This window comes from Nocardioides anomalus (genome assembly GCF_011046535.1).
Taxonomy (GTDB): Bacteria; Actinomycetota; Actinomycetes; order Propionibacteriales; family Nocardioidaceae; genus Nocardioides; species Nocardioides anomalus.
On record NZ_CP049257.1, the window covers coordinates 3,105,470 to 3,127,410 of the forward strand.

Here is a 21,941-nt window from a genome sequence, read left to right on the forward strand (position 1 = left end):
CATGGCCGAGCTGCTCTTCGTCACCTGGGACGGCGGTGGCAACGTCCCGCCCGCCCTCGGCACCGCCCGCGAGCTCCAGGCGCGCGGTCACACCGTGCGCTTCCTGGGCCACGCGGTCCAGGCCGACCGGCTGGCCGCCGCGGGCGTCGGGGTCGAGCCCACCCGGCACGCGCGCCGCTTCGACAACCGCACCGACTACTCGCCGCTGGAGGCGCTGCGGCTCTTCGCGGACCGCGGGCTCGGCCGCGACCTGCTCGACGCCGTGCGCCGGCGCCCGGCCGACCTCGTCGTCGTCGACCACCTGGCCTTCGGGGCGATGCACGCCGCCGACGAGGCCGCGCTGCCGTACGCCGTGCTCGAGCACGCCTACGACGCCTCGCTGCGCACCCTGCTCCGCGGCCCCATGGGCCTCAACCTCGCGCTGCGGCGGCTGCACCCGCACCGGGCCCTCGACCACGCCGCGGCCCGGCTGCTCACCACGATCCCGACCCTGGACCCGCTCCCCGAGCCGCCCGCCCACCTGCACCGCGTCGGGCCGGTCGTCGACGTCGCGCCCCGCCCCGCGCACGGCCCCGCACCGGACGGGCGACCGCTGGTCCTGGTCAGCCTCAGCACCTTCGGCTTCGCCCGGATGCGGGCGTGCCTGCAGGCCGTGCTCGACGCGACCCGCGCCGTGGACGCCGACGTGGTGGTGACCACCGGGCCCGCGGTGGACCCGGCCGCGCTCGACGTTCCGCCCGGGGTCGAGGTGCACCGCCACGTCCCCCACGTCGAGCTGATGCCGCGCGCCTCGCTGGTGATCGGGCACGGCGGCCACGGCACCACCATGCAGGCGCTGGCCCACGACCTGCCGGTCCTGGTGATGCCCATGGACCGGCTCACCGACCAGCCCGCGGTCGGCCGCAGCCTCGAGCGCGCCGGCGCCGGCCGGGTGGTGCGCAAGGGCGCCCCGCCACGCCGGATCACGCCACTGGTCGAGGAGCTGCTCGCCGACGGCCCGCACCAAGCGGCCGCCGCCCGCCTCGGCGCGGAGGTCCGCAGCCTGCCCGGCGCGCGGCTCGGCGCCGACGTGCTGGAGGACGTCGTCAGGGCCGCAGCAGTGGGGCGAGGTCGCCGCGCGGCTCGACGGTGATCTCGTCCAGACCGAGCCACCCCGCCAGGGAGCGCAGCTCGGCGGACAGCTCCTCGGCGGTGTCCTCAGGCGCACCGTCCTCGGCCCACGCCGACTTGACCACGAGCACGCCGTCCCGGCGCTCGGCCTTGAGGTCGACCCGGGCCACGATCTCGTCGCGCAGCAGGAAGGGCAGCACGTAGTAGCCGTGCACCCGCTTCTGCGCCGGGACGTAGATCTCGATGCGGTAGTGGAAGTCGAAGAGCCTCTCGGTGCGCTCGCGCAGCCAGACCACCGGGTCGAACGGGCTGAGGAACGCTCGCGCCTCCACCCGGCGCGGGCGGCGTGCGGCGGTGTGCAGGAACGCCGGGCGGTTCCAGCCCTCGATGCGGACCGGCCGGAGCACCCCCTCCTCGACGAGGCGGTCCACCGCGGGGGCGACCTCCTCGACCTTCATGCGGTAGTAGTCGGCCAGGCAGCGCAGCGTCGCCACCCCGTGGGACGCGGCCGCGCGGCGTACGAGCTCGAGGTCGGCGTCGGCCTTGCTCGGCGTCGCCATGGCCAGGACGTGCGGCGGCAGCACCCGCTCGGGCAGGTCGTAGACCACCTCGAACTGGCTGGTCCGCCCGGCCACGGCCAGCTCGCCGGTCATGTAGAGGAAGTCGAGCGCCTTCTTGGCCTCCGACCAGTTCCAGCCCCAGTTGTCCTTGCTCCGCGGCGCCCCGTCGTCGAGCTGGCGGGCCGTGCTCGGCCCGCGGGCCGCCACCTCGGCCAGCAGCCGCTCGACCAGGCCGTCGTCGAGGGCCTGGAACCACTTGCCGCGCCGGTCGCGGTAGGCCGCCATCCGGTGCTGCATCACCGGCCACAGCTCGACGGGCATGAGGGCCTGGACGTGGGCCCAGTACTCCACCAGCCGGCGCGGTCGCTTCTCCGCCGCCCGCGTCAGCAGCCCCGTGTCGTAGGCGCCCATCCGGGAGAACAGCGGCATGTAGTGCGCCCGCTGCAGGACGTTGACCGAGTCGACCTGCAGCACGCCGGTCCGCTCGAGCGTGCGCGCGAAGGTCCGCATCGTCGGTGTCGTGTGCCGGGGGTCGAGGAACCCCTGCGCGGCCAGCGCGATCCGGCGCGCCTGAGCGCGCGACAGCGTGTCCGTCACGTTCCGCACTCAACCACGGCCCGCCGACAGCGGTGCCCGTCGGTCAGGGCAGGTCGAGGAGCTTCTCCTTGACGGCGTACATGACCGCCTCCATCCGCGAGTGCAGCTGGAGCTTCTCCAGGATGTTGCGGACGTGGTTCTTCACGGTGTTCTCGGAGATGAACAGGTCGCGGGCGATCTCGCGGTTGTTCATGCCCTTGGCCACCAGGCGCAGCACCTCGAGCTCGCGGTCGGTCAGCCGCAGGCCGGGCACGTGCTCGCGCTCGGGGCGCGACATCTGCTTGAACTCGTCGATGAGCTTGACCGCCATCGACGGGCTGATCAGCGACTGGCCGTCGGCGACGACCCGGATCGCCTGCGCGACCTCCTCGATGGAGGAGTCCTTGAGCAGGTAGCCCGACGCCCCGCTCTTGACCGCCTCGTAGAGGTCGGCCTCCTCGTCGGAGACGGTGAGGATGATGATCTTGGCCGACGGCACGGCCTCCTTGATGGCCAGGCAGGCCTCGATCCCGGAGCGCTTGGGCATCCGGATGTCGAGCAGCACCACGTCCGGCGCCGCCGTCGCGGCCAGGCTGGTCCCCTCGAGCCCGTCGCCCGCCTCACCCACGACCTCGACGCCCGGCTCAGCGGCCAGGAGCATCGTCAGGCCGCGTCGGAACAGTTCCTGGTCGTCGACGACCAGCACCCGGATCGGCTCCGGTTCCCCGTGCTTGCTCTCCGCCACACCGCGCATCATGACACGTTCGGGCGGTGCGCCGGGCACAGACGGGGCATGCGGTGGACCACGTGGGCTGGCCCACCTGGGCTGGCCCAGGTGGGCGCCCGGCGTACCTGGGCTAGTCGACGTCGAGCGAGATCACGCCGTAGTCGTAGCCGCGGCGGCGGTAGACCACCGACGGGCGGTCGCTCTCCTTGTCGACGAACAGGTAGAAGTCGTGCCCGACCAGCTCCATCTCGTACAGCGCCTGGTCCAGCGTCATCGGGCTGGCGGGGTGGGTCTTCTCGCGCACCACCAGCGGACCGTCGCCGGTGACCGCGATCGGGCCCACCTGGCGCTCGGCGACCTGGCCGTCGTCGACGACGTCCTCGACGAGCTCGTCGGCGTTCGCCAGGGCCTGGCCCACCGAGACCGGCGCCCGGCGCCCGTGGTGGACGCGGCGGCGGTCGGCCGCCCGCCGCATCTGCGACGCCATCTTGTCCAGGGCCATGTCCAGCGCGGCCATCTTGTCGACCGCGCACGCCTCGGCGCGGATCACCGGGCCCTTGGAGAACGCCGTGAGCTCCAGACGTACGGCGCGGTCACGCTGGCGCGGGTTGGCCTCGCAGTCCACCTCGACGCTCACCCGCATGATCCGGTGATCGTGCTTCTCGAGCCGGGCCAGCTTCTCCTCGACGTGGCTGCGGTACCTGTCGGTGATCTCGCAGTGTCGGCCGGTGACCACTACATCCATCTGAACCTCCCGTGTCGGCGTGTGTCCTGTCGGTTGGTCAGGAGCGGCCGAGAACGCAGAGAGCCCGGGGAGTCCCCCGGGCTCAACGTCCTCGAGTGGGCTCCATGCACCGACGGTAGTCGGCTCACCTGAGGCACGGAAGGGAAGGCGGACATCTGTCCAGAACTCACCCGGGTGAGGCGCGTGCTTCGTCGTTGGGTGGCTGGCGGGTGTCGCTGGCGGTGGCTGGTGGGGCCGTGGGTCCGCCCCGCCGGACGGGCGCGTGCGGGCCCGGGTCGCCGCTTGTCCGCACCGCGCGGCACCCGCGGGCGCCGCGCCACCCCACGCACGCCGCCACCCCACGCACGCCGCCACCCCACGCACGCCGCCACCCCACGCACGCCGCCACCCCACGCACGCCGCCACCCCACGCACGCCGCCACCCCACGCACGCCGCCACCCCACGCACGCCGCCACCCCACGCACGCCGCCACCCCACGCACGCCGCCACCCCACGCACGCCGGCACCTCGCGCACCGCCGCGCGCGGCCACCGCTCAGCGCGGCCGCGGGACGGCACCGCCCATCCGCACCCGCACCAGACCGCCGCGGGCCGCCGCCACCGCCCCCATGCGCCACAACCCTCCTCCGCCGCCGCCGCAGCACACAGCACCGCCCCCAAGCAGCTCAGCACCGCCCCGGGCAGCGGCGCGCTCAGGACCGTCCCCGCCCAGCGCCGCTCGCACCGCCCACGGGCCACGGGGCCCCGCGGCCGGGCGCCCGCGCAGCGCCACCGCCGCCAAGGACCTCCGCGCAGCGGACATGGCGACGAGGGCACGCCGTTCCGCAGCTGTTGTTGCTGCGGCGGCGCACCGCCGCACCGGCGCGCCGGCGCCGACCCACCGCTGCGCCGCCACGCGGGACCGCCCGCCGCGCTGCCCGTTCAGCGCCGCTCAACCCGACCCGCGGCCCGCCCGCCCGCCCGCGCCACCCGACCCGCATGGTGACCTGGGCGCGCCGCCGTACCGCGACCCCGCCGCGGCGCTGGCCCGCGGGCGCTCAGGGCCTTCCTCTCCCACCCGCCCTTCCCGCCGCCTCCACTCACCAATCCGGACTGTCCCTGACTCCTGCGGGATTGACGAACGCCTGTCCGGGGCCGCTCTGCTCTGGGGGCGATGCCCGCACCGCTCTGCGCGTGCACCGCACGGCCAGGCCGCAGGCCGCCCGGCCCGACGCCGCGCGCACCGCTCGTGCGCGCCTCAGCCCCGCCGGCCCGGGGCCGCGCCGCCCTCACCCACGCGCGCACCGCACGTACGCGCAGCACCCGCCGGCCCGACGCCGCGCCCCGAGCTGCCCGCCAGCCGTCAGGCCGCCGCCCCGGACGCGGCCGCCGACCACCGCTGGGTAGCGGCGACGACGGCGATGCGGACGACGTCGAGGCCGGTGGCCTCGAGGGCGCGTTGGGCCTCGCGGGCGGTCGAGCCGGTGGTGAGCACGTCGTCGCACACGACGACCCGCACCTCCGTCCACCGGCGCAGGAGGCGGTCGACGGCGCGGGCGCGCACCCGCATGGACCCGGCCAGGTTGGCCGCGCGGGCGGTGGCGTCGAGGCCGGACTGGTCGGCGACGCGGCCGGTCTGGCGCAGGAGCCTGCGCACGACGACGCGTTGGTCGGGGTGGTCGAGGAGGCGGGCGGCTCGGCGGGTCAGGGCGTGGGTGGGGTCGTGGCCGCGGGCGCGGACGGTGCGGGGGCGCGACGGCACGGGGACGAGGACGAGCGGGCTGCCGCGGGGCAGCTCGCCGGCGACGGCGGCGGCGAGGAGGCGGGCGAGGGGGACGGCGAGGCCCTCCAGGTGGCGCTCCTTGAGGCCGAGCACCATGTCGCGGACGGTGCCGGCGTAGGCCGCGGCGGCCCACGGCTCGACGAGACCGCCGGGGACGGGGGTGGGCCAGGCGGGGGCGGCGGCGGTGGGCAGGTCGGCGGCACAGGCCGGGCACAGCGACCGGCCGGGGGCGGCGCAGCCGACGCAGACGCCGCCGAGCAGGAGGTCGAGGGCGCCGTCGAGGAGGGTGGCGGGTGGTCGGGTCATGAGGCCAGCGAACCGGAGCGGACCGACGACCGGGGCGGCGAGCGGGCGGGCTGTGGAGAGGTCAGAGGTGGGGCGGGGCTGTGGACGCGGGGGGGGACGCTCAGCCCACGTAGGTGAGGTCGGTGACCGTGTCGTCGACGGGGATCCGCAGGTCGCGGTCGCCGGTGAGGTCCTTGAGGACGCCGGGGGCGAAGGCGTAGATCGGCTGGTCGGGGGTCGGCGAGCCGACCAGGTCGGTGACGGCCTCGGTGATGGACTTCAAGACGCCGTCGACGCCCAAGGAGGCGCCGTCCACCGAGGCGCTGCGCACGTAGACGAAGCTCCGGCTCACGGGCTGGGAGTAGACGACGCTGGTCGGCGTGCGCCAGGCCAGGCTGCGGATCCGGCCCTCGGTCTCGGGCGGGGTGATGTCGCGGGCGGCGTCGACGCGCGTCACCTGGTCGTCGCCGGCGCTGATGATCCGGCTGACCACGATGCTGTCGTCCGGTCCGTCACCGCGCACGACGGCGACGAGCCGCGAGCCGTCGCGCGAGACGGTGAAGTCCTTGACGTACTGCCCGGTGACGCCCGCGACGTCGACCTCGCGGACGGTGGTCCCGCGGACGTACTGCACGACGGCCCCCTCCTTGCGCCGATCGACGGTCCACAGCCGGTCGCGCACGTCGTACGCCGGCGTGAGCAGGTCGCTCGCCGCCGTGAGGATCGGCGCCGGGGTGCCGTCGGGGTCGTCGACGGAGCCGACCAGCAGCTCGGAGCCCGAGGCGGTGACGCCGGCGGCCTGGTCGGCGCGCATGTCCAGGGCCACCGACCGCAGCTGGTAGTCGGCCTGGCCGAACGGCCCGCCGACCTCGTCGAGGCTCCGCGGGCTGCCGGCGACGAGCCGGCCCTCGCGCAGGCCGTAGAGGACGGGGCTCGCGTCGCCGACGTACGGCGCGAAGGAGCTGCCGTAGGAGACCTCGAAGTCGTCGTCGCCGTCCCCGAGCTTCACCGGCTGCCCGTCGACGCTCACCTGGAAGCTGCGGATGTCGGGGTCCTGCCGCAGCGTCCAGGCCAGCTGGGCGACCAGCCGCTCGGCCTCGGAGGCGTCCAGGACCAGGTCGGTGTTGTCGCTGGTCAGCGTGACCTGGGCGAGCCCCCCGCGCCGAGACCGGCACCGAGACCACCGGGCGCAGGTCGGCGGGCAGGAAGGTCAGCTCGGAGCCGGACAGCCCCGGCGCGGGACCCTGCAGCAGACCGTTGACCATCGTGGACGCCAGCTGCGGTCCGCGCGGGACGAAGACCGGCTCGGGCACCAGCAGGGTGCCGCTGGGGTCGAAGAAGTAGAGCGAGACCTGGCGCAGCCGCTGCTCGAACCACGAGCGCGGCACCATGAGGTACGGCGGCGGCGCCGAGATCCGCCACTGCCCGTCGTCGTCCTGCTCCATCCCGATCCGGAACGTCGCCGCCGCACCCTCGAGCGGTCCCTGCCAGGCGCCGCGGGCGTCGGTGCGGTCGGCGTCGGAGAGCGTCATCTCCAGCTCGTCGTCGCGCAGGCCGGAGATGGTCGGGTTGCCGTAGGCGATGGTGCCGACGGGCTGCCAGGAGGCCTTCGCGTCGGTGGTGAGGAACTCGCGCGCCACGCTGGTCTTGATCGGCGGGGTCGCGGTCATGGCCTCGAGGAACCCGCGCACGACGTCCTCGGGCGAGTCGTCCTTGCCGGGGCCGCGCGGGTTGATGTTGGCCGGGTTGTCGCGCGGGCGGGTGCCACTCGCCTGGGTCTCCACCACCGGTCCGCTGTCCGGCAGGCTCACGCCGCAGCCGCTGAGCAGCAGCCCGGCCAGGGTCGCGGCCAGCACCAGGGGCGTCGTACGGCGGGTCACCGGACCGGCTCCGGAGCGTCCTCGGGCACCAGCGGCAGGGGGCTCTGCCGCAACGGGTGGCGCACGTGCCGCGGCAGCGTGAGCCGGAACTGCGAGCCCTCGCCCGGCCGCCCCCACGCCTGCAGCCACCCGCCGTGCAGGTGGGTGTCCTCCATCGAGATCGACAGGCCGAGCCCGGTGCCGCCGGAGGTCCGCGCCCGGGCCGGGTCGGCCCGCCAGAACCGGTTGAAGACCATGGCCGACTCCCCCGGCGCCAGCCCGACGCCGTAGTCGCGCACCGCGATGGCCGCGGCCTGCTCGTCACCGGCGACGTGGATGACGACGTCGGCGGTCCCGACGCGGCGGTCGACCCCGCCGACGTGGGCGTGGTCGATCGCGTTGGTGACCAGGTTGCGCACCACCCGCTCGACCCGGCGCACGTCGGCCTCGGCCAGGCACGGGTGGTCGGGGGCGAGGACCCGCAGGCGCACGTCGTGCTGCTCGGCCAGCGGCCGGGTGCTGTCCACCACCCGGTGGGCCACGTCGACGAGGTTGACGTCGTCGAGGTCGAGCACGGCGGCGCCGGCGTCGAACCGGCTGATCTCGAGCAGGTCGGCCAGCAGCGTCTCGAACCGGTCGAGCTCCATCTGCAGCAGCTCGGCCGCGCGCGCGGTGACCGGGTCGAAGTCGCGCCGGGCGTCGTGCAGCACGTCGCCGGCCATCCGCACCGTGGTCAGCGGCGTGCGCAGCTCGTGGGAGACGTCGGAGACGAAGCGGCGCTGCACCCGGCTCAGCTCCTCCAGCTGCCGGATCTGGCGCTGCAGGTTGGAGGCCATCTGGTTGAACGACGTCGCGAGCCGCGCCACGTCGTCCTCACCGGAGACCCGCAGCCGCTCCTGGAGCCGACCGGCCGCCAGCCGCTCGGCCACCTCGCGGGCCATCCGCACCGGTGTCACCACCTGCCGGGTCACCAGCCAGGTCACCCCGGCCACCAGGACCAGCAGCAGCCCGCCCGCGGTGAGCAGAGCCCGGGTGACCAGGTCCATCGTGCTCTGCTGCTCCTCGAGCGGGAACAGGAAGTAGACCGTGTACGTCGCGCCGTCGGCCGGCAGCGAGATCTGCGAGCCCACCACGATCCCGGGCTCGTGGCGCACCACGTCGCCCTGGTCGTCGAGCGTCCCGAGGTCGGCGTAGGTCCACGCCCGGGCCGCACCGATGGTCTGGAAGTGGTCCTCCAGCGAGACCGGGACGCTGGCCAGGTCGTAGTCGCCGCTGGACGACGTGCCGCCCTGGGCGATGCGCACCCCCTCGCCGGCCGGGCCGGCCACGACCACGCCGTACCCGCGCGTCGAGGCCCGGTCCAGGATCACGTCGACGATGTCGCCGCGCTGGACCGACGCGTCCTCCTGGCCCGAGGCCTGGGACAGCAGGTCGTCGACCTCGACGATCTCGCCCGCGACCTCGTGGGTCACCGCGTCCACCCGCCGGTCGAGCAGGCCGTCGCGGATCTGCTGCAGCAACAGCCAGCCCATGGTGGCGATGACCAGCGCGCACAGCACCACGGTGCTCGCGACCACCCGGGCCTGGATCGAGCGGCGCCAGAACGTCAGCCCGCGGCGCAGGGCGCCGGGGAAGCTGCGGGGCGCACGCGCGCGGAGCACTGCCGAGGACCCGGGTCTCAGCCCGTGCCGGCCTTGTAGCCGACGCCGCGCACGGTCACCACGATCTCCGGGCTCTCCGGGTCGTGCTCGACCTTGGAGCGCAGCCGCTGCACGTGCACGTTGACCAGCCGGGTGTCGGCGGCGTGGCGGTAGCCCCAGACCTGCTCCAGCAGCACCTCACGGGTGAAGACCTGCCACGGCTTGCGGGCCAGGCACACGAGCAGGTCGAACTCCAGGGGCGTGAGGTTGATCGGCTCGCCGTCGCGGCTCACCGCGTGGCCGGCCACGTCGATGACGATGTCGCCGATGCTCAGCGACTCCTGCGCGCCGCGGTCGTTGCGGCGTACGCGCGCCCGGATCCGCGCGACCAGCTCCTTGGGCTTGAACGGCTTGACCACGTAGTCGTCGGCGCCCGACTCCAGCCCGACCACCACGTCGACGGTGTCGCCGCGGGCGGTGAGCATGACGATGGGCACCCCGGACTCGGCCCGGATCTCCCGGCACACGTCGATGCCGTCCTTGCCGGGCAGCATCAGGTCGAGCAGGACGACATCGGGCTTGAACTCGTGGAACGCCGCCAGCGCCAGGTCGCCGCGGGTGACCACACGGGCGTCGAAGCCCTCCTGGCGCAGCACGATCGAGAGCATCTCGGCCAACGAGGCGTCGTCGTCGACCACGAGGACGCGCCCCTGGGTCGCGAGGTCCACGACGGGCACCGGCTGCTCAGCCATGCGCCAATTCTGCCGCACGGCCCAGAAGAGCCGGGCCCGGACGCACGACGGCCCGGGCGCAGTGCGCCCGGGCCGTCGTGGAGGTGGTCGATCAGTAGCGGTACTGGTCGGACTTGAACGGGCCCTCGACCGGGATGCCGAGGTAGGCGGCCTGGTCGTCGCTGAGCGTCGTGAGCTTCACGCCGAGGGCGTCGAGGTGGAGGCGCGCGACCTCCTCGTCCAGGTGCTTGGGCAGCACGTAGACGCCGACGGGGTACTCCTCGGGCTTGGTGAAGATCTCGATCTGCGCCAGCACCTGGTTGGTGAAGGAGTTGGACATCACGAACGACGGGTGGCCGGTCGCGTTGCCGAGGTTCATCAGGCGACCCTCGGACAGCACGATGATGGCCTTGTCGTCGGGGAAGGTCCACACGTCGACCTGCGGCTTGACGTTCTTGCGCGTCGCCACGCCGTCGGCCTCGAGGCCGGCCATGTCGATCTCGTTGTCGAAGTGGCCGATGTTGCCGAGGATCGCGTTGTGCTTCATCCGCTTCATCTGCTCGACCGAGACGACGTCCTTGTTGCCGGTCGCGGTGATGATGATGTCGGCGCTCGACACGACGTCGTCCAGGGTGGAGACCTGGTAGCCGTCCATGGCCGCCTGCAGCGCGCAGATCGGGTCGATCTCGGTGACGATGACGCGAGCGCCCTGGCCGCGCAGCGACTCCGCGCAGCCCTTGCCCACGTCGCCGTACCCGCAGACCACGGCGACCTTGCCGCCGATGAGGACGTCGGTCGCGCGGTTGATGCCGTCGATGAGCGAGTGGCGACAGCCGTACTTGTTGTCGAACTTGGACTTGGTGACCGAGTCGTTGACGTTGATGGCCGGGAAGAGCAGCGAGCCTTCCTTCATCATGTCGTAGAGCCGGAGCACACCGGTGGTGGTCTCCTCGGTCACGCCCTTGATCTCGCCGGCGATCGGCGTCCAGCGCTCCTTGGACTCCGCGAACGAGGCGTTGAGCGCCTCGAAGATGATCCGCTGCTCGTTGCTGGTGGCGGTGGCCGGGTCCGGCGCGACGCCGGTCTTCTCCATCTCGACACCGAGGTGGACGAACAGGGTCGCGTCGCCGCCGTCGTCGAGGATCATGTTGGCGAAGGTGCCCTCGGGCCACTGCAGGATCTGCTGGGTGCACCACCAGTACTCCTCCAGCGTCTCGCCCTTCCAGGCGAAGACCGGGACGCCGGCGGGGGCGTCGACGGTACCGGTGGGGCCGACCGCGACGGCCGCGGCCGCGTGGTCCTGGGTGGAGAAGATGTTGCAGGACGCCCAGCGCACCTCGGCGCCGAGCGCGACCAGCGTCTCGATGAGCACGGCGGTCTGGATCGTCATGTGCAGCGAGCCCGCGATCCGGGCCCCCGCGAGCGGCTTGGCGTCGCCGTAGCGCTCGCGCATCGCCATCAGGCCGGGCATCTCGTGCTCGGCGAGGGTGATCTCGGTGCGGCCGTAGTCGGCCAGCGACAGGTCGGCGACCTTGAAGTCCATCGGGTTGTCTCCTAGGAGGCTGGAGTCAGGTCTGCGCCGCGCATCTGCGCGTAGTTGGGATCTCCCACGCGGACCGTCCCAGGGTATGGCGAGCGCTGCCGCAGGGGTGAATCCTCGCGGCCGCTCAGTGCGCGGCGGGCTCGTGGCCGGCGTCGGCCTTCTTCCCGAACGGCAGGCGCACGACGACGGCGACGACCAGGGCGCCCCAGACGATCCCGATGAGGGCGGAGACGCCGGTGTTGGCCAACCAGGCGAGAGCGGAGCCCACGGGGCCGTGGACGGCGTCGTGGATGTGCTCCTCCCAGTGGTGGACGGTGTCGTAGGGCCAGTGCCAACCGACCTCGGCGGAGTTGACCAGCAGGATGTGGCCACCGACCCAGAGCATGGCGGCGATGCCGACCACGGAGATGACGGAGAGCAGGCGGGGCATGGCCTTGACCAGCCCGTGGCCGAGCCGCTGGGCGAAGGCCGCGTCGCGCTGGATCAGGTGCAGGCCGACGTCGTCCATCTTCACGATCAGGCCGACCACGCCGTAGACGAGCACGGTGATGGCCACGGCGACGACGAGCAGGATCAGGGCCCGCGGGACGATCGACTCGTCGGCGACCTCGTTGAGGGCGATGACCATGATCTCGGCGGACAGGATGAAGTCGGTGCGGATGGCGCTCGCGGTCAGCTCGTCCTCGGCCTCGGGCCCGGACTCGGTGGCCAGCTGGTGCTCCTCGTGGCCGGCGATCTTCTCCCAGACCTTCTCGGCGCCCTCGTAGCAGAGATAGGTGCCACCGGCCATGAGGATGACCGGCAGCGCCCACGAGGCGAACTGGCTGAGGACCAGCGCGGCCGGGAGGATGAAGAGGATCTTGTTGCGCAGCGAGCCGACGGCGATCTTGCGGATGATCGGGAGCTCGCGCTCGGCGGCGACGCCGGAGACGTACTGCGGGGTGACCGCGGTGTCGTCGACCACGACGCCGGCGGCCTTGGCGCTGGCCCGACCGGCGGCCGCGCCGACGTCGTCGACCGACGCGGCGGCCATCCGGGCCAGCGCGGCGATGTCGTCGAACAGGCCGAACAGCCCGGCACTCATGGGCGGAAGGTTAGCGAGCGGCCAAGGGGCGGTCGCTCGCCGCCTCCTCGATGGCGCCCGCGATCTGCTCGGCGTGGGTCGGCGCGGCGGCCAGCTGGACGGCCGCCTCGACGTGCTTCTCGGCGGTGCCGAAGGGATCGACCGCGTGGTTGAGGACGCGGGCGACGGGCGACCAGGCCAGCACCAGGGCGAGGGCCACGGCGCCGGCGGTGGTGAGCGCGAAGGCGATCGCCGCGTGGCCCGCCGCCCAGTCGGCGTACCCGGCGTACTCCGCGCCCTTGATGACGAAGCCGTGGAAGAGGTAGACGACCAGGGTGGCCGCGCCCATCGTGGTGAACCAGCCGCCGGCGCGCGGGATCAGCGCGAAGAAGGACAGCGCACCGACCAGGCCGACGGCGAGCAGCCCGGCCCGGACCGCGAGGCCGTGGGCGTCGCTGGCGCCGAGGTCCTGGTAGCCGTAGCTGTAGTAGAGCCAGTCGGTGCTCCCGACCAGCTGGTCCATCCAGGTGGCGCCGACCAGGATGGCCAGGAAGCCGAGGATGCCGGCGGTGCGCGCCCAGGGGGCGCGCAGCACCTCGAGCCGCTCGGGCGTGGCCTTGAGGCCGAGCACGAAGAACGGCAGGAAGCCGCAGATCCGGAAGAAGTCGAAGGTGCTGTCCGCGACCATGCCGCCAGCCAGGCTGATCGCGATGGCCACGGGTACGGCGAGCAGGGCCGGCACCGCCTTGAACACCGGCGTCGCGAGCCGCCAGAAGAACAGGGCCGAGAGGTACCACATCGGCCAGTGCGGGTCCTGGAACACGTCGCGCAGCTGCTCACCGCCGAGGTAGATCCGGAACAGCGCGAGCGCGCACTCGAAGAGGACGTACGGGATGGCCACGGTGCGCACGAGCTGCCACATCCGGGCCGGGGTGTAGGCGAACGAGCGCGACAGGTAGCCCGTGACGAAGACGAAGGCCGGCACGTGCCACAGGTAGAGCGAGTCGTAGAGGTGCGAGACCGCGCCCACGCGCGGCAGCAGCGTCCAGGAGTGCCCGACGACCACGAGCAGGACGAGCCCCATCTTGGCGTTGTCGAACCACGGGTCGCGGGCCTTGGCCGGCGCCGGGCCTGCCGCGGCTCCGGCGGCAGGGGCGGCGGCGGGCGTGCGGGCAGGCGCGGTCGGGGACGTGCTGCTCACGCAGTCCGGATACCCGGGCGGGCTCTCCGCGACACCTGCTACCGGCCGGTAGCCCTCAGTCCGTGACGAGGCCCACGCGGAGGTACTCCGCGCCGTAGGTCCCCGACAGCAGCAGCGAGGCGTAGCACGCGACCTCGCTCGAGGCCTCGGTCTCGATGCTCTCCACCCGCACGCCCCGCTCGGACGCGGCGGCCAGGAGCCGACCGCGCTGCTCGCGGAAGTACGGCGACTGAGAGCCGTCCTCGAGCACCAGCAGCACCGGGCGGCGCACGGTCGCGCCCTCGTCGAACGGGTCGTCGAAGACGTCGCGCGGCCGGGCCGCCTCGAGGATCGGCAGCAGGTGCTCGGCGTCGCCGGCGATGGCCGTGAGGCCGGAGGCACGGCGCACTGACTCCGCGATCCGGCGGGCGGCGCGGGCGGCCAGCACGGTGCCGCCCCAGACCAGCGGGTTGGTGTCGGCCAGCGCGATGGCCAGCATCTTGGCCGGGTTGACCGCGAGGTCGCGGTGCGGCGAGCAGGAGATGGCCACGTCGTCGAGGGCCTGCGCCACCTGGTCCGCGTCGGTGGCCGGCCCGAGCTGGACCTGGTCGAGGTAGCTCAGCATGACCACCGCGGTGGCCAGCTGGTCGCGGGTGGCGACGGGCAGGATCGTGCTCCAGCGGCCGGCGGCGTGCTCGGCCACCATCGAGGCCGGCGGGCAGGCCACCACGACCTGGCAGCCGCGGCGGTTGGCCTCGGCGACCGCCGACGCGGTGCCGGTGTCGGAGCCGTCCGGGGCCAGCACGACGACCAGGTCGAGACTGCCGGCCCAGCCCGGCAGGGCCGGTCCGGGCCAGGCCACGAACGGCACCGGGCACCACGGCTCGAGCACCGCGCGCAGCAGGCGGGAGTCGGGGCCGGCCGCGATGACCGCGCGCGGCTGGCCGTTCTCGCGCGAGCGGGCCACGGCCTCGGCGATGGCCTCGGCCGCGTCGCCGGCCTCGCGGCGTACGCGCGCGCCGGACTCGGCCAGCTCCCGCAGCCGCACGTCGTGCTGCGCGAGCGCGGAGGCGTCGTCGAGGCGGGACTCGTCGAACCAGCTGACCACCGGATCAGCCCGGCCGGCGGGCTTCGTCGACCAGCAGCACCGGGATGTCGTCGCGGACCGGGTAGATCAGCCCGCACGACTGGCAGACCAGCTCGCCGCCGTCCTCGGTCTCGCGCGGCACGAGGTCGCCGTGGCAGTCCGGGCAGACGATGATCGCCAGCAGCTCCGGGGAGAGGTTGAGCGCCATCACGCACCCTTTCGGATCAGCGCGAGCACGTCGTCGCGCACCCGCTCCATGGTCTCGCGGTCCCTGCCCTCGGCGTTGAGACGCAGCAACGGCTCGGTGTTGGAGGGCCGCACGTTGAAGGTCCAGTCGGCGTGGCTGACGGTCAGCCCGTCGAGCCGGTCGAGGGTGACCCCCTCCTGCCCGTCGTAGGCCGCCTCGACGACCGCGGTCACCGCGGCGGTGTCGGCCACGGTGGAGTTGACCTCGCCGCTGAGCGGGTAGGGGTCGTACTCCGCGACCAGCTCCGAGAGCGGCAGGTCGGTCTCGGACAGCGCGGCCAGCGCGTGCAGGGCGGCCAGCATCCCGGAGTCCGCGCGCCAGAAGTCGCGGAAGTAGAAGTGGCCGCTGTGCTCGCCGCCGAAGACCGCGTCGGTCTCGGCCATCGTGGCCTTGATGAACGAGTGGCCCACCCGGGTGCGCACCGGCGTGCCGCCCAGCGAGGTCACCAGCTCGGGCACCGCACGGCTGGTGATGAGGTTGTGGATCACCGTGGCGCCGGGGTCCTTGGCCAGCTCGCGGCGGGCGATGAGCCCGGTCAGCGCCGACGGCGAGACGGCCTGGCCGCGCTCGTCGACGAGGAAGCAGCGGTCGGCGTCGCCGTCGAAGGCCAGCCCGATGTCGGCGCCCTCCTCCAGCACGCGGGCCTGCAGGTCGCGCAGGTTCTCGATCTCGATCGGGTTGGCCTCGTGGTTCGGGAAGGTGCCGTCGAGCTCGAAGTACATCGGCACCAGCTCGACGCCGCTCACCTGGCCCAGCACCGCCGGCGCGGTGTGCCCGGCCATGCCGTTGCCGGCGTCGGCGACGACCTTGAGCGAGCGGCCGCCGGCGACCGGGGCCAGCGTGAGCAGGTGGTCGGCGTAGGCGTCGAGCAGGTCGAGCTCGCTGACCTCCCCGCGGGCGCCGTCCACCGCGCGCGGCTCCAGGACCAGGTCGCGGATCTCGGCGAGCCCGGACTCCATGCCCAGCGGCACGGCGTTGGCCCGGCACATCTTGATCCCGTTGTACGCCGCGGGGTTGTGGCTGGCCGTGAACATCGCGCCCGGCACCTCGAGGTGGCCGGAGGCGAAGTAGAGCATGTCGGTGGAGGCCAGCCCGATCATGACCACGTCGGCGCCGGCCTCGGCCGCGCCCTCGGCGAACGCGGCGGCCAGCGCCGGCGACGTGGGCCGCATGTCGTGGCCGACGACCACGCGGGTGGCGCCGGTGACCTGGGTGTGCGCGCGACCGGTGGCGCGGGCCAGCGGCTCGTCGATCTGCTCCGGCGCGAGACCGCGGACGTCGTAGGCCTTGAAGACGCCGGTGACGACGGCGGGGTCGGGGGCGGGATCCACGGCCCCGACCCTAGTTGCTCAGCGGTCGATCGCCTCGTCGTGGGTGAGCACGCGCAGGTGGCCGCGGCGACCGGTCTCGCGGGAGCCGTACTCGGTGGTCGGCGCGGCCGGAGGAGCGGCCACCGGGCGGGCGGCCTCGCGCACGGCGTCGGCCAGGGCCAGCAGGTCGTCGTCGGACGGGCCGCTGGGCGCCTTGAGGTCCGAGACCAGCCGCAGCACCTCCCAGCCGCGGGGGGCGGAGAGCCGCTCGGCGTGCTGGGCGCACAGGTCGTAGGCGTGCGGCTCGGCGTACGTCGCGAGCGGGCCCAGCACCGCCGTCTGGTCGGCGTAGACGTAGGTGAGCGTGGTGACCGCGGGACGGTCGCACGCGGTGCGCGAGCAGCGCCGGGCAGGACTCACCCCCGGAACGTACCTCCGTACTAACCTCGCGCCGTGGAGAACCGCCGGGCGCACCCCTCGCCCCGCCGTGACCGGCGCGGCCGCGGCATGCGCGGCCCGGGGATCGTCCCGCGCCGGCCGGGCTCCCCCGAGCTGCCCACGGGCCGGGAGCGGTTCGACGAGCTCGCGCTGTCCATCGTGACCAGCGTCGACCGGCGCTGGCAGGACGAGCTCGGGCTGGTGGAGTACGCCGTCGAGGACGCCCCGCAGATCCCCGACGACTGGGAGGACGGCCAGGTGCCGCTCTCCTCTCTGGTGCGCGGCAGCGGCGCCACGCCGACCCGGCTGGTGCTCTTCCGGCGCCCCATCGAGCACCGCGCGGAGTCGCGCGCCGACCTCGAGGCCCTGGTGCTGACCATCGTGGTCGAGCAGGTGGCCGAGCTGCTGGGCATCGACCCGGAGCGGGTCGACCCGCGCTACGAGGGCGAGGCCTGATGGGCTGGTGGCCGTTCGGGCGCGGGCGCACCTCCGACCAGGACGTCGACGTGCTGCTGGCGCGGGCCGACGCCGCGAGTCCGACCGGGTCGTTCCGGATGCCGGTCGCGGACGTCTTCACCATCACCGGCCGCGGCACGGTCGTCACCGGGCGGGTGGAGTCGGGCCGGCTCGAGGTGGGCCAGCGCGTGCAGATCGTGCGCGACGGCCTCCCGCAGACCGCGACCGAGGTGACCGGGATCGAGAAGTTCCGCGCCGTCGTCGAGGCCGCGACCGCCGGCGAGCAGGTCGGGCTGCTGCTGCGCGGGGTGGACCGCGCCGACGTCGAGCGCGGCGACGTCGTGCAGAGGGGCTAGGGGACTCCGGGGCGGACGTCGGGGACCAGCCCCGTCAGCACCAGCTCGCGCAGGGGCACGACGGCGGTGCCGCCGCCGGTGAGCAGCACGGCGGCGTGCACGGCGGCCCCCTCGGGCACCACGCCGACCAGCGCGGTCGCGTCGGGCAGCTCGACGTCGCCGCCGGCCTGGACGGCGAGGTCGACGGCCTGCTCGGCGAGGGCCTTGCCCTTCGCGTCGTACGCCGTGACGGTGGCGGTCCCCGTGCCGGTGGCGCCGGCCAGGAGCAGCCGCTTGGGCCCGGCCGGCACGACGGCGGCGGTGGGCGCGTCGACCGCCGCGCCGGCGGCCAGCAGCGAGAGATCGCCGTCCACGACCTGGCGCAGGCCGGTCGTGACCGGGCCGTTGGAGGAGACCAGGACGCCAAGGGCGCCGTCCTGCGCCGACTGGGCCAGCACGTCGTCGAGGGTGACGGACTCGGTGGTGCCGGGCGCGACGCGGATGGTCTCGGCGCCGGTGGGCGTGAACACCGACGTCGCGGTGACCACCTGGAGCTCGGCGCGGACCTCGTCGGCGCCCGGGTTGGCCAGCACCAGGGTGCGCTCCCCCGCCCCGGGGACCAGGCCGAGCACGAGGTTCTCGCTGCTCGGCTCCGCCTGGGCGGGGAGCCAGTCGCGCGAGGCGGCGCCCCCGAGGTCGTCGACGGCGTCGACCACGTGCACCGCGAGCCGGCCGCGGGTGGTGTGCACCTCGAGCGCCAGCTCGCCGCGGCGCGGCAGGACCTGGCCCATGTCGAGCTGGACGGTGGTGGACCCCGGCACCGAGACGCCGCGCAGCGCCGGCACGTCGACCACGCCGCTCGGCCCGCGGACCGTGACGTCGGCGATGGCCGGGCCGGTGTTGGGGTTGGTCAGCTCCAGGACCGAGTCGTGCGTGGGCTCGGCGCCGGCGCCGGTGAACCACTGGTCGGCGACCGGCGGCGCGCAGTCGACGGCGGCGAGCGGGGCCGACTGCGAGCGGCCGGCGACCAGCCCGGGCGCGAGCGCCCCCGTGCCGGTGACGACCGCGGCGCCGGCACCCGGCTCGGCCGCGCTCACGCGGCCACTGCGGACCCGGAGCGGGGCCGACGTCTGCCCGAGGCCGACCGTCACCTCGCCGTCGGCCGCCTCGTCGGCGCTCCCCGAGACGGAGACACCGGTCGCGTCGGTCCCGGTGCCGGTCAGCGCCGAGGGGCAGACGAGCGAGGAGGTGCTGAGGGCGGTCGCGACCGGCTCCCCGGTCCCCGGCTGCCCGCGGTCCGGGCGCACGACGAACAGCGCCAGCGCACACGCCACCGGCAGCACCACCGCGAGGACCACGTCCACGCCGAACCGACGCCTCACCGCTGCCCCCGCTCCGTGCTCGGCGCACACAGGACCAGCACGGCCAGCACCGCGAGGGCCTGCACCACGAGCAGCACGACGCGCAGCCAGGAGCGCCCGCCGTCGAGCTGGTCGTCCGACAGCGGCTGGTCGACCTGCCAGGCGCGGGTGCTGCGGTCCTCGGCGCTGGCCTGCTGCAGGCCGGCGGTGGCGTCGAGCGCGGCCGCGACCTGCCCGTCGGCCGGCGCCGGCAGCACGACGTACTCGATCCCCCGCGCGGCGAGCGAGTCGACCGACTCCGGCGTCGGCCGGGCCGCCAGCCCCTGGACCAGGCGCGTGAAGCCGCGGTCCTCGCCGGCCAGGTCGAGCACCTCGTCCTCGCCGGTGGTGACGCCGTCGTCGCGGCGCACGGTGTAGGTGAGCCCGTCCTCGACCGAGCCGCGCAGCACGAGGATCCCGTGCTCGGGGCCGAGCTGCGAGCTCTGCACCATGTACGCCGGGATGCCGGCGTCCTGGTCGGTGGCCAGCTCGTCGCCGCCGTCCACGACGAACCACGCCAGCCCGGCGACCGGCACGACGGCGGCCGCCGCCGCCAGCACGACCGCGCCGACGCGCAGCAGGCCGCCGGGACGCGCCACGCCGAGCGCGCCGAGGACCACCGCGGTGACCAGGGCGGCCTGGCCGGTGAGGAGCAGGAAGGCCAGCCCGGGCGGCGTGGAGAGCGCGGCGAGGTCCAGGGTCACGTGGCCCAGCAGCGCGGCCACGACCGCGCAGAGCAGCGCCACCACCCAGCAGATGAGCACGGGGATGCGGGTGCGCCGCGGCCCGAGCGCGAGCAGCGCGAGCACCGGCAGCACGACCCCGAGCCACCACGGCGCGCCGAGGTCGTGGAAGCGGCCCAGCGCGAGCTCCCACCCGTCCGGTGCCGGGGCCGGCCACCGGCCGCCGTCGAGCAGCAGCCCCTCGCCGGCGCCGTGCAGCAGCGCCGGGAGCCACCACGGCGCGAGCAGCACCGGCACCACGGCGAGCGCCACCACCGGTGGTCCCCAGGCCGAGCGGTCCCGGCCGATGCCGGGCAGCAGGGTGAAGGCCAGGACCACCACGACCACGCCGACGAGGGCCGCGACGAGCCAGGCGAGGGGGGTGCCGCAGGTGACGAGCGCGAGCAGCAGCCCGGTGCGCCACGCGGCCCGCCAGCGCCGGTCGGCCTCGGGGTCGGCGAAGCCCAGCGCGGCGTGCGCCAGCCAGGGCAGCAGCGCGGCCGAGAGCACGGGCGCGATCCGGCCCTGGCCCCAGGCCCCGGAGACCACCGGGACCAGGGCGTAGGTCGAGGCGCCCCAGAGGATGAGCCAGCGGTTCGCGCCGCCGGGCGTGGCCAGCCGACCGGCCACGCGCAGGAACCGCCACGCACCCCACAGCGAGAACGGGACGGCCAGCACCAGCACCGCGGTGACGGCCGCGGCCGGGCTGGCGCCGAGCACGGTGGCCAGCAGGGCCAGCGGCAGGACGTACGGCGGCGCGGGGACGGCGGTGCCGAGCCCCAGCTCGTGCCACGACGACAGGTGCAGCGACCACCAGTCGGTCCAGCGGTCGGGGGCCGGCGAGAGGCCCGGGCCGGAGACGTGGCCCAGCGCGGGCCGGGCGCCGACGAGCAGCGCCAGCACGGCGACCGCGAGGAGGACGGCGACCGGGTTGGTCAGGAACCGCGCGACCAGGCCGGTGTCCTCGACGACGTCCTCGTCCTCGATCCGCTCGCGCTCGGTGCGGCGCGCCGCGAAGGACGACGGGTCGGCCTGCGCCTGGGCGGCGCGGCGGCGCTCGGCCACGTCGGTGGCGGACTGGGTGAGCGCGGTGGCCAGGTCGCTGACCGCGTCGAGGCCGTGCCGGTAGGGCAGCCAGCGCGGCGCCAGCAGCGGGTCGAGCTCCTCGCGGCCGACCGTCCGGGCCTGCGCGCGGGCGCGCCGCGCGGCCAGCAGCTCGCCCGGCTTCGCCACCACCGAGACGTACGCCGCGAGGTCGTCCAGCGCCTGACCGGGAGCACGCACCGCGACGAAGCCCAGCATCCGCAGCAGGGTCCCGAAGAACAGCCGGACCGCCTGCAGGGGCCACGCCCGGGAGGCGGAGTTGGCCAGCAGCGTGAACAGCGCCGCGCGGCGCTCCTGGTAGTGCGTGTGCCGCCCGGTCAGCGGCGTGCGGCGCAGCCCGCGGTGAGCGGCCTCGGCGTGGAAGACCACCGCCTGCGGCACCACGACGGTCCGGTGACCGGCCGCGGCGGCGCGCCAGCCGAAGTCGAGGTCGTTGCCGAACACCGGCAGCTCGTCGTCCAGCCCGCCGAGCTCGTCGAGGACCCGGCGTCGCACCAGCATCCCGGCGGTGTTGACGGCCAGCACGTGCTTGGGCTCGGAGTACTGGCCCTGGTCGTACTCCCCGCGCTCCAGGCCGGTCTCGCGGTGGCCGGTGCCGGAGAGGGTGACCCCGAACTCCAGCAGCCGCTTGAGCGAGGGCCACTCGCGCAGCATCGGGCCCAGCACGGCGGCGTCCGGGTCGTCGGCCGCGCCGGCCAGCAGGGCCAGCAGCGCCTCGGGGTGCGGGCTGGCGTCGTCGTGCAGCACCCAGACCCACTCGGCGTCGACGCCCCGGGCGTCGAGGTGGGCCAGCCCGGCGCGCAGCGCGGCCGGGAAGGCCGTCGACGACGGCTCGCGCACGACCCACTCCTCGCCGTACGCCGCGGCGAGCAGGTCCGCGCTGCGGTCCTTGCTGCCGGTGTCGACCGCAACCGTGGCCACGACCGGGGCGAGCTGGCCGGCCAGGCCCTCCAGCACCGTGGGCAGCCACCGCTCGCCGTCGTGGCTGACCAGCAGCACCGCCACGTCCTCGCGCCCGCGCGTGCCCTCGGCGGCGCGGCGACGGTCGGTGGCAGGCACGG

The 21,941-nt window shown here is 74.6% G+C and carries 18 protein-coding genes and 2 pseudogenes; 3 read left to right on the top strand and 17 right to left on the bottom strand.

Annotation, left to right across the window (positions count from 1 at the left end; translation table 11 throughout):
- The first annotated feature begins 1 nt into the window (after position 1).
- On the top strand, positions 2 to 1,132 hold the full coding sequence (locus G5V58_RS15665; RefSeq protein ID WP_165234655.1) for a glycosyltransferase: 1,131 nt from the start codon (positions 2 to 4) through the stop codon (positions 1,130 to 1,132).
- On the opposite strand, the gene G5V58_RS15670 is transcribed toward G5V58_RS15665, so the two are convergent.
- The 15 genes and pseudogenes from G5V58_RS15670 to G5V58_RS15735 all read right to left on the bottom strand — a co-directional run bounded on the left by G5V58_RS15670 (position 1,086) and on the right by G5V58_RS15735 (position 16,845).
- Positions 1,086 to 2,267, bottom strand: a complete 1,182-nt coding sequence (locus G5V58_RS15670) for a winged helix-turn-helix domain-containing protein (RefSeq protein WP_230486660.1) — start codon at positions 2,265 to 2,267, stop codon at positions 1,086 to 1,088. The genes G5V58_RS15665 and G5V58_RS15670 overlap by 47 nt on opposite strands.
- A 43-nt stretch (positions 2,268 to 2,310) precedes the next feature.
- Positions 2,311 to 2,991, bottom strand: a complete 681-nt coding sequence (locus G5V58_RS15675) for a response regulator (RefSeq protein WP_230486661.1) — start codon at positions 2,989 to 2,991, stop codon at positions 2,311 to 2,313.
- A 112-nt stretch (positions 2,992 to 3,103) separates the two neighbouring features.
- Positions 3,104 to 3,718 (bottom strand): ribosome hibernation-promoting factor, HPF/YfiA family, encoded by a 615-nt coding sequence (hpf, locus tag G5V58_RS15680; protein ID WP_165234661.1) that lies wholly within the window; start codon positions 3,716 to 3,718, stop codon positions 3,104 to 3,106.
- Between the two features lie 1,342 nt (positions 3,719 to 5,060).
- Positions 5,061 to 5,786 (bottom strand): ComF family protein, encoded by a 726-nt coding sequence (locus tag G5V58_RS15685; RefSeq protein ID WP_165234664.1) that lies wholly within the window; start codon positions 5,784 to 5,786, stop codon positions 5,061 to 5,063.
- A 100-nt stretch (positions 5,787 to 5,886) separates the two neighbouring features.
- Positions 5,887 to 6,795: an LpqB family beta-propeller domain-containing protein gene (locus G5V58_RS15690; RefSeq protein WP_165234667.1), complete on the bottom strand. Its 909-nt coding sequence runs from the start codon at positions 6,793 to 6,795 to the stop codon at positions 5,887 to 5,889.
- 36 nt (positions 6,796 to 6,831) lie between these two features.
- Positions 6,832 to 6,903, bottom strand: a pseudogene (locus tag G5V58_RS26745) (hypothetical protein); the annotation flags it as partial.
- Positions 6,904 to 7,641: 738 nt separating this feature from the next.
- Positions 7,642 to 9,285: an MtrAB system histidine kinase MtrB gene (mtrB, locus tag G5V58_RS15695; RefSeq protein WP_165234670.1), complete on the bottom strand. Its 1,644-nt coding sequence runs from the start codon at positions 9,283 to 9,285 to the stop codon at positions 7,642 to 7,644.
- 17 nt (positions 9,286 to 9,302) lie between these two features.
- Complete coding sequence (mtrA, locus tag G5V58_RS15700; protein WP_165234673.1) at positions 9,303 to 10,016, bottom strand: MtrAB system response regulator MtrA; 714 nt, start codon at positions 10,014 to 10,016, stop codon at positions 9,303 to 9,305.
- A 91-nt stretch (positions 10,017 to 10,107) separates the two neighbouring features.
- Positions 10,108 to 11,538: an adenosylhomocysteinase gene (ahcY, locus tag G5V58_RS15705; RefSeq protein ID WP_165234676.1), complete on the bottom strand. Its 1,431-nt coding sequence runs from the start codon at positions 11,536 to 11,538 to the stop codon at positions 10,108 to 10,110.
- A 124-nt stretch (positions 11,539 to 11,662) separates the two neighbouring features.
- Complete coding sequence (locus G5V58_RS15710; RefSeq protein WP_165234679.1) at positions 11,663 to 12,622, bottom strand: DUF808 domain-containing protein; 960 nt, start codon at positions 12,620 to 12,622, stop codon at positions 11,663 to 11,665.
- A 10-nt stretch (positions 12,623 to 12,632) separates the two neighbouring features.
- Complete coding sequence (locus G5V58_RS15715) at positions 12,633 to 13,802, bottom strand: acyltransferase family protein (protein WP_165234682.1); 1,170 nt, start codon at positions 13,800 to 13,802, stop codon at positions 12,633 to 12,635.
- A 55-nt stretch (positions 13,803 to 13,857) separates the two neighbouring features.
- On the bottom strand, positions 13,858 to 14,889 hold the full coding sequence (locus tag G5V58_RS15720) for an SIS domain-containing protein (protein WP_165234685.1): 1,032 nt from the start codon (positions 14,887 to 14,889) through the stop codon (positions 13,858 to 13,860).
- 4 nt (positions 14,890 to 14,893) lie between these two features.
- Complete coding sequence (locus tag G5V58_RS15725; protein WP_165234688.1) at positions 14,894 to 15,076, bottom strand: Trm112 family protein; 183 nt, start codon at positions 15,074 to 15,076, stop codon at positions 14,894 to 14,896.
- Positions 15,076 to 16,446, bottom strand: a complete 1,371-nt coding sequence (locus tag G5V58_RS15730) for a phosphomannomutase/phosphoglucomutase (protein ID WP_165234691.1) — start codon at positions 16,444 to 16,446, stop codon at positions 15,076 to 15,078. The genes G5V58_RS15725 and G5V58_RS15730 overlap by 1 nt, the downstream gene beginning before the upstream one ends.
- Positions 16,447 to 16,464: 18 nt before the next feature.
- Positions 16,465 to 16,845, bottom strand: coding sequence for a DUF3499 domain-containing protein (locus G5V58_RS15735; RefSeq protein WP_165234695.1), 381 nt, complete (start codon positions 16,843 to 16,845; stop codon positions 16,465 to 16,467).
- Positions 16,846 to 16,878: 33 nt separating this feature from the next.
- On the opposite strand from G5V58_RS15735, the gene G5V58_RS15740 reads away from it, so the two are divergent.
- Both G5V58_RS15740 and G5V58_RS15745 read left to right on the top strand, forming a co-directional pair.
- Entirely contained in the window at positions 16,879 to 17,319 is a 441-nt protein-coding gene (locus G5V58_RS15740) for a metallopeptidase family protein (RefSeq protein WP_230486662.1), read from the top strand.
- 92 nt (positions 17,320 to 17,411) lie between these two features.
- Positions 17,412 to 17,663, top strand: a pseudogene (locus G5V58_RS15745) (EF-Tu/IF-2/RF-3 family GTPase); the annotation flags it as partial.
- 8 nt (positions 17,664 to 17,671) lie between these two features.
- Here the strand turns inward: G5V58_RS15745 and G5V58_RS15750 are convergent.
- Together G5V58_RS15750 and G5V58_RS15755 are read right to left on the bottom strand one after the other, a co-directional pair.
- The gene (locus G5V58_RS15750) at positions 17,672 to 19,036 is read right to left on the bottom strand and encodes a DUF5719 family protein (RefSeq protein ID WP_165234701.1); all 1,365 of its coding nucleotides are present in this window, start codon (positions 19,034 to 19,036) and stop codon (positions 17,672 to 17,674) included.
- Positions 19,033 to 21,939: a glycosyltransferase gene (locus G5V58_RS15755; protein ID WP_165234704.1), complete on the bottom strand. Its 2,907-nt coding sequence runs from the start codon at positions 21,937 to 21,939 to the stop codon at positions 19,033 to 19,035. Before G5V58_RS15755 ends, G5V58_RS15750 begins: the two co-directional genes overlap by 4 nt.
- Positions 21,940 to 21,941: the final 2 nt, after the last annotated feature.